General features: G+C 62.2%; 5 protein-coding genes. 3 read left to right on the top strand and 2 right to left on the bottom strand.

Annotated elements, in window-relative coordinates:
• Positions 1 to 336, bottom strand: a 336-nt coding sequence (locus WC026_RS12370; RefSeq protein WP_372711291.1) for a DUF1254 domain-containing protein, incomplete at its 3' end; no start/stop codon positions are given.
• A 1,043-nt stretch (positions 337 to 1,379) separates the two neighbouring features.
• Between WC026_RS12370 and fumC the strand changes: the two genes are divergently transcribed.
• The 3 genes from fumC (at position 1,380) to WC026_RS12355 (ending at position 3,329) form a co-directional block, all read left to right on the top strand.
• Positions 1,380 to 2,771, top strand: a complete 1,392-nt coding sequence (fumC, locus tag WC026_RS12365) for a class II fumarate hydratase (RefSeq protein WP_372711290.1) — start codon at positions 1,380 to 1,382, stop codon at positions 2,769 to 2,771.
• A 112-nt stretch (positions 2,772 to 2,883) separates the two neighbouring features.
• On the top strand, positions 2,884 to 3,099 hold the full coding sequence (locus WC026_RS12360) for a DUF4169 family protein (protein WP_372711289.1): 216 nt from the start codon (positions 2,884 to 2,886) through the stop codon (positions 3,097 to 3,099).
• A complete protein-coding gene (locus WC026_RS12355; RefSeq protein ID WP_372711288.1) occupies positions 3,099 to 3,329 on the top strand; it encodes a ribbon-helix-helix domain-containing protein in 231 nt (76 codons plus the stop codon). Before WC026_RS12360 ends, WC026_RS12355 begins: the two co-directional genes overlap by 1 nt.
• 115 nt (positions 3,330 to 3,444) lie before the next feature.
• On the opposite strand, the gene WC026_RS12350 is transcribed toward WC026_RS12355, so the two are convergent.
• Complete coding sequence (locus tag WC026_RS12350; protein WP_372711287.1) at positions 3,445 to 7,479, bottom strand: AsmA family protein; 4,035 nt, start codon at positions 7,477 to 7,479, stop codon at positions 3,445 to 3,447.
• Between the last annotated feature and the right edge of the window lie 162 nt (positions 7,480 to 7,641).

Genomic DNA, 7,641 nt, shown 5'->3' with positions numbered 1-7,641 from the left:
GTCGAGCCACGCGCTCGAATAGAGCGTATCGAAATTGGGCCGGACGACAGCCCGCATATCGGCGGAAGGGTAGGCGTCTATGTTGGCGAAGGTATTCATCGGACCACCAATGGATCCTTTACCCGGCGCGGTGTTCGTTAGCTGCTTACGAGTCAAATCCATCGTCACGGGGGAATAGAAATACAGGTACGCGTTGACGGCGATGTCGTGCGCTTCCTGCGGGTTTATCGTCTGGGCCTTGACCGCCGTAGAGGAACCGACCGCTACGGCAAACGACCAACCGAAAACGATCGCGCTAACAACTATGCCTTTTCTTGGGGCTGATTTTTCCGGCATCGTGCAGGCTCCTGCCCTCGCAATACCCCGCGCCGGAACGCAGATTACGGAATTTCTACGATCGCGCCAGATCATATTGCGCAAGGAAATCGTCAAATAATTCGGTTTCCGGGCCTTCGCCGATACAAATCGGTCCCGCTAACCATCCGCACGGATTTCCCGTCCTGAATTTTCCCCGCGCCCACCCGCGCTCGCATACTCCCGCGCATCGCACCACGCTGACCAAGGGCATGAGCTCGTGCCGCGAGACATGAGTGGTGAGAGCATGCGGGGCCGCGCGGAGAAATCGGTATGCCGCGGGTTCTCTGCCTGCCGCGCACGGGCCTCTTAGGAGGCGGCGCGGTGAAACGCCGCTCGAAAGGAGATGCGGGGGCGGATGGCGGGTTCGACGGCTCAAGGATCGCTTGCGAAAGCAGTCCGCACTCATACGAGAGGCGCTGGACGTACGGGCCGGGGCCGAGGCGGAGAGTTGGCATGCACAGGGCGGCGTGGTCCGCATCCCTAATCCATCTGCAAAGAGCGAGGCTGCGCCGTCCTGTCCCTTTGTTTGATTACGCACTCTTTTGATTGCACCTCCGACTCTGCTTCGCAGAGCCGGCCGCAGGTGCTGGTCATGCCTTCCGCAAGCCGGCCACCGGTCGCGTATGCCGTTTGGTTTGCGTATCATCGTGGAGTCAGCTGGAGGCGCTGGTCAGACGTACGGAGAACCAGCCGGTCGCGCTTGTTCCTTCATCATCCTCGGCCGAGCGCGGCGAAGCCGCGTTGAAGGCCGGAGATCCGCGCAAAAACTTGTCGAAGACACGATATTGGCATTGCAGGCCGGCTCAACGAAGGAGAGTCGGCAATGCCGAGCAAAGAGAGGCACGCCCCCTTATCGTCACGGCCGCGAAGGCGGCCGTCTCCGACAACCAGCATTATCCGCCCCACATGCGCGGCAACTCCCGCGCTCCACCCCGGCGACACATGAAAAACCTCGACAAACCGCCTCTCATGCGCGACGAAGCAGAAAATTTCGTTCACGACCATCACCGGAACCCGAGCAGATGACCAAGACGCGCACAGAGACAGACACCTTCGGCCCGGTTGAAGTTGCCGCCGACCGCTATTGGGGCGCGCAGGCTCAGCGCAGCCTCGGCAATTTCAAGATCGGCTGGGAGAAGCAGCCCGCCGCGATCGTCCGCGCACTCGGCGTCATCAAGCGCGCCGCCGCCGAAACCAACATGGCGCTCAACCGGCTCGATCCCAAGGTCGGCGACGCCGTCGTAAAGGCTGCGCAGGAAGTCATCGATGGCAAGCTCGACGACCACTTCCCGCTCGTCGTCTGGCAGACTGGCTCCGGCACGCAGTCGAACATGAATGCCAACGAAGTCATTTCGAACCGCGCCATCGAAATGCTCGGCGGCGAGATGGGCTCGAAGAAGCCCGTCCATCCCAACGATCACGTCAACATGAGCCAGTCGTCGAACGACACCTATCCAACGGCGATGCACATCGCGTGCTCGGAGGAAGTCGTCCACCGCCTGCTTCCGGCGCTGCGCAAGCTGCACAAGGCGCTGCATGACAAGGCCGAAGCCTGGTCGCACATCATCAAGATCGGCCGCACGCATACGCAGGACGCAACGCCCCTGACGCTCGGCCAGGAATTCTCGGGCTACGCGCAGCAGGTCGAGAACGGCATCGCGCGGATTGAATTGACGCTGCCCGCGCTGATGCAGCTCGCCCAGGGCGGCACCGCCGTCGGCACCGGACTTAACGCGCCGAAAGGCTTTGCCGAGAAAGTCGCCGAACGCGTCGCGGCCATCACCAAGCTGCCCTTCACGTCGGCGCCGAACAAATTCGAAGCCCTTGCAGCCCACGACGCGATGGTCTTCTCGCATGGCGCCATCAACACCGTCGCCGTCTCGCTGTTCAAGATCGCCAACGACGTCCGCCTGCTTGGCTCCGGCCCCCGCTCCGGATTGGGCGAGCTGGCGCTGCCCGAAAACGAGCCCGGCTCCTCGATCATGCCGGGCAAGGTCAACCCGACCCAGTGCGAAGCTCTGACCCAGGTCTGCGTCCAGGTGTTCGGCAACCAGGCCGCACTATCATTCGCCGGAAGCCAGGGCCATTTTGAACTCAACGTCTATAACCCCGTCATGGCCTACAACTTCCTGCAATCCGTGCGCTTGATCGCAGACGCGGCAGTCTCCTTTACCGACAACTGCGTCGTCGGCATCGAGCCGCGCGAGGACAACATCAAAGCCGGTCTCGAACGCTCGTTAATGCTTGTGACGGCATTGGCGCCGAAAATCGGTTACGACAACGCCGCCAAGATTGCGAAAACCGCACACAAGAAAGGCACGACGCTGCGTGATGAGGCCGTCGGCGGCGGCTACGTCACCGACAAGGAGTTCGACGAGATCGTGCGGCCCGAGAAGATGATCAGCCCCGACTAAAAGCCAATTGCGCATACGGATGAAAGCGAGGGTTTGACGCCTTCGCATTCCTGAACATAAAATGCATGAAGTTCAGAGTGCCGCTTTGGCACTCGTGGCGGAGTGCATTTTTATGACCGCAGAGATCGTCAATCTCAACAAGGTCCGCAAAGCCCGCGAGCGCGCCAACCGCGAGCGCGACGCTCAGGAAAACCGGATCAAATACGGACAGACGAAATCCGAGCGCAATCTGTTCGAGGCAAGAACCCGCAAATGGCAGAGCGATCTCGACGCATCGCACCGCCGGTCCGACGATGACGACGACACCGGGCCCAGCAACGCATCCTGATGCGGCCTGAAAAGCGTTCGTTTTCAATTCAGGGCCATCGCACGTCGATTTCGCTCGAGTCCGCGTTCTGGTCCGCCCTGAAGATTGCAGCCGCCGAAGACGGCCTGACGCTCGCGGGCCTGATCAATGCGATCGACAAGGATCGCGGCGGCGCCGGATTATCTAGCGCGGTCCGTGTATGGATCTTGAAGCGTCTTGAAACGCGTGCCGCGGAAAACGCCCGGGAATAGAGGGCTTCCGGAAAAGTGGGAACCGGTTTTCCCATAAGAAGCACGACAAAATAAAGACCTGGAGCCGATCCGCGATTCAACGAAAAGCGGAAAGGCTCTAGCGCTGCTGAGCTGCCTAGGGGAACCCGCCGAGCTGCTTCATCACTTCGTCTGACGACGTCCGCCGCTTCTCGCGTGGCCGCTGAGCGGGACGTGTCGACGTTGTCGAACGAACAGCGCCCGCATCCTTGTTCGGGATCGGAAGTCCTGTCTCGGGATCGATCTGCCCCGTCGAGCTTTGCGCCGCCACGCCATCCGCGTCGGACCCGGGAATCGGTTCGATCGTGATCTTCTGTTCGCCGAAGCCACCAGAGCTTGACGACCCCGATCCGGTCGCATTCGAGCCATCCTGCGCGCCCGTTTGCGGTCCGTTCACGGGCGGACCGGAGCTAGCATCTGGTTGCGCGGTATTGCCGCCGGACGGTCCACCATCCTCGGTACCCGCGGATTGCGGTATGATGGGCGGCAACGTCTCGGTTTGTTTTTTCGCCGCCTGGCCGCGCTGTGCTTCCAGCGCCTTGCGGCGTTCCTTTTCGAGCCGCACGCGCTCCTCATCGACACGACGAGACAGTTCGAGTTCTTCGACGTTACGTTCCACAATGCGCACGGATAGCTCACGCTGCAGATCGCCGACATCGACGCTCGACTTCATGATCGCGAGATTGTCCAGCGGGCCGTCGTAAAGAACGATCGCAGGCGGCAACGGCGCCTTGGGCTGGGCAGGCTTCCATCCCGGCAAGGCGATGTCCGGCCGGGCCAGCGGTCTGAGCGTCGGCGTCACCTGGAGGGCCGCGCTCACCTTGAGCGACGTCAGATCGGTGGAGACCGTCGCTTCGAGTTTGCCGTCCTTCGATTCAAGCGCCAGCGTTTCGAATTTGATCGACCCGTCCGCCAGCACCATCGCGACCTCGCGGCTTCCAAGCGAAACCTCCGACGTCGAAAGCGACGCCAGGAACGCCGTCGAAACGGGACGCACGTCGTTCTGCATTTTGCCGCGAAGCACCGTGTCGACGATGTCCGTCAGGGCCGCTGGAGCCGGTCCATGCACCGCCGCATCCTCGAGCGCCACGCGCCCTTTGCCCGACAACACGGCAATCAAACCGGCGGGACTTTGCGCCGTTGCCTCACCGTTGAGTTCGAACGTCGCCGCACCCCGAGCCGACGGGCTGAAGGACGAGAGCTTCGCCTGCTCGAGCTTCAGCTCGCTGACGAGCTTCACACCGTTCGAAGCTTTGTCGAGACTGAGCTGGCCGACGAGCTTGCCTCCGGCCGCAGCCGCGGAAAGATCGCGGATCGTGATTTTTCCCGGCGCGATCGCGAGTTTCATCTTACCGTCGCGCGTCGCCAGATCGCCGCCGAGCGACAGCGAACCGAAGCTGACGTGGATGTCGGCATCGCTGCCGTTCAGCGCGGCGAAATTGAAAACGCCGCTCGGCCAGACGGAATGCCATTCCACGGCGGCCGCGCCATCCGCCGTTGCATCCTTATCTCCGCTGTCCGGCGGCATGGACGATTTGTCGGTCAGCGCGGCGACAAGCGACTCGATGGCCACGCGATCCGCGCCGATCTTACCTTCGATATGACGGCGCCCGTCGTCCCCGGCTTTCAAATTGAGAAATGCCGTTACCGTCGACGTTCCCAGCATCAGATCGCGCGCAGCGATGGACCAGTTTCCGTCGCCGCGAGCGATATCCAGCGTCCCATGCGTCGCGACCGTCGCCGATCCGGCAGGCAGCGAAAGCCCGGCGATCGCCAGCACATCGGTGAGATCGTCAGCCTTGACGTCCGCCGCGCCGTTGAGCGCCAAAGCGGACTTCTCCGACCCGGTAGCGTCGCCCCAAGTCGCATTGCCGGAGAACGCCACGTCGAGCCCGTTACCCCGAACCTCGATCCGGGTCTTGGCACCGGCCGAAAGAATGCCTGCGGAGATCAGCGACGCTTCTGCAGGTCCACCGTCATCTGCCTGCGCCGTGCGCCGATCCTGCGTCAGCATCGTCAGCAGCGCGTGCAACGACGGAGCGGCGAGGCTTGCCTGCACTTGGCTCGGCCCTGTGCGCCAAGCGCCGAAACCGCCGTCGAAATTCGCCGACCCGGCAAAGCGCGACCCGTTCAGCGTGCCATCGAAGGTCACGTCGCTGGCCTGAGGTGCGCGTCGCCCGAGCGTTACGAGACCGGCAAGCTTCGCGTTCTGCAGCCCCTTGAAGCGTTCGTCTCCAAACTGCAGCGCCAGACCGGTCCGGCGGACGAGGTCGCTCATCGCATCGGGCGTCGCGGCGACGACATCATAGGCAAGCGTTCCGAAAGGCCCGCTATCGTTCTTTTTCACGCGCCCTTCGAGCGAAATCCTCAGCCCGCTCTCCATCGTCAACTTCGCGGCGGGCAGACGGATTTCCTTGGCCTCGGTTTCAAACGTCACATCGACGTCGCGATACTTTTGACCGTGATCCGTCAGGCGACCGGCAATGACGCGCAATCGCACGTCCTGAGAACGTTCTTCGCCCGGCTGTCCCTTTTCCGAATCCTGCGAGGCAAGCCCCAGCGTCTTTCGAAGCGCGGCTTCGAGCGCACTCGCCGTTTCGGGGAAGATCTCTTTCGTATCGAGTTCGGCTGCCTGCAGCGTCAGGTCCGTGCGCACGCGGGCGCCGTTGGCAATGGCCAGATCGCCAGAAAACGCGCGCCCCGAAATATTGCCCGAGGCTTCCGCGATCGAAAAGCGCGTCGCGTCGATGTCGACCTTCCCGCTGAGCGAAAACGGCCCATCCGACGTGATATCGATCGGCACGCCCGATTTTCCGGCCCACGCTTTGAGGCGGGCGAGACTCGAACCGCCGACGAAGAGATCGCCGGAGAAGCTGTGCTTTCCGTCCGTACCCGTCTTCAGATCACCCGCGAGATCGAGGCGCGATCCACCCGGCAGGCTGATGTTGAAATTGTTGACGTGCGTGACATTGCCCGTGCGATCGGCATCGATATCGAGACCGCCGGCCGTTTCGCCGCCGATCTTCACCTGCTCGAGATTGATCTTCGTGCTCGCCGTGCTGTCGCCCGCAACGGACTGCATCAGGCCGATGCCGAGTTCTTTCAGTTTCGAAAACGAGGCACTGCCTTGTCCCGCTCCCGCAAGCCGGTCGATGTCGAGCCACTTGGACGCGAGCTTCAGATCAAGCCGCGCCGGTGCCGCCCACGACGCAACGGCCGAGCCGGTGATCATCTGGGGCTCGGCGCCAGCGTTGAGCGACAGCGTGACATTATCGAAATGCGCTCCCGACAGGTCGCCCGCAACGTCGGCCTTGAGATCGAGCAGCGTTGCGTCGCCCTTGCTCGCATCGGATTGGTCCGCTGCGGCTTCATAAGCCGGCATCGTCACCGTGCCGGTCCACTCGCCTTTGAAGGACGGGTTGCTGGCGAGATCCGAAACGTGTCCGTTGAGAAGGTAGACATCGGGAGAGCCCGTCGATCGCGCCGAGATCTTCAGGCCGAACGATCCGTCGCGTGCCGGCGCCTCCGTCGCGAACGCAAGGCCGTGCGCGGCACCGAGCCACGATGCATTGCCCTTGAAGCGGAACGGTCCGGTCAAGCCCTCCGCCGACAGTTCGCCGTTGATGTTGTCAACATGGGCGACGCGGTCGGTCGTCGCGTTGTAGAGCGAAATGGTGCCGTCGCTCAGCCGGACCGACCGGAGCGCCAGCTCGCGTGGCACGAACGGAAGATCGGCGGATCGCAGTGTGATGTTGGACCAGTTGCCGCCACCGGCTTTGTCGGTCACTAGCGTCAGCACCGGTTTGCTGAGTTCAATTTCGCTAGCTTCCAGAACGCCGCGCAACAGCGCCGAAGCCGAGAGCCACATCTTGAAGCTATCGGCCCTGACGAACGGTTCGCCGGTTTGCCCAGTCACATTGGCGATACGGATCTTGTCGAATTGAACGTAGGGCGCTGGCAGAAAGCGCAGGTTGACCGCGCCGCCGACGCGCACGTCGCGCCCCAGAACCTTGGATGCTTCTTCCTCGAAGACACCACGGTAGCCGTTCCAATCGACAAACGAAGGCACCGCGAAAAGCGCGGATAGAACGAGGACGAGGAGCCCGCCGAAAAATAGAAGCCCGTTGTTCATGAACGTCTCTTGGTGCCCCCGCACGACGATTGCGGGCACGCCCGGCGATCAGATTGAAATACACGCCACCATGCGCATCTATATGGCACGGAGCAGCGTTAGTCTGAACCCGAAATTTGGCTTCATTCCAGGCGTTTGAGCAATTTGTGATCGATTAGCCGT

This window comes from Hyphomicrobium sp., from assembly GCF_041674905.1.
Lineage (GTDB): Bacteria > Pseudomonadota > Alphaproteobacteria > Rhizobiales > Hyphomicrobiaceae > Hyphomicrobium_B.
This window is presented reverse-complemented; position numbering and strand designations above follow the sequence as displayed.

Excerpts from the sequence above, each read along its gene's own strand:
- fumC (WP_372711290.1), top strand. The coding sequence starts at position 1,380 with ATGACCAAGACGCGCACAGAGACAGACACCTTCGGCCCGGTTGAAGTT.
- WC026_RS12360 (WP_372711289.1), top strand. The coding sequence starts at position 2,884 with ATGACCGCAGAGATCGTCAATCTCAACAAGGTCCGCAAAGCCCGCGAG.
- WC026_RS12355 (WP_372711288.1), top strand. The coding sequence starts at position 3,099 with ATGCGGCCTGAAAAGCGTTCGTTTTCAATTCAGGGCCATCGCACGTCG.
- WC026_RS12350 (WP_372711287.1), bottom strand. The coding sequence starts at position 7,479 with ATGAACAACGGGCTTCTATTTTTCGGCGGGCTCCTCGTCCTCGTTCTA.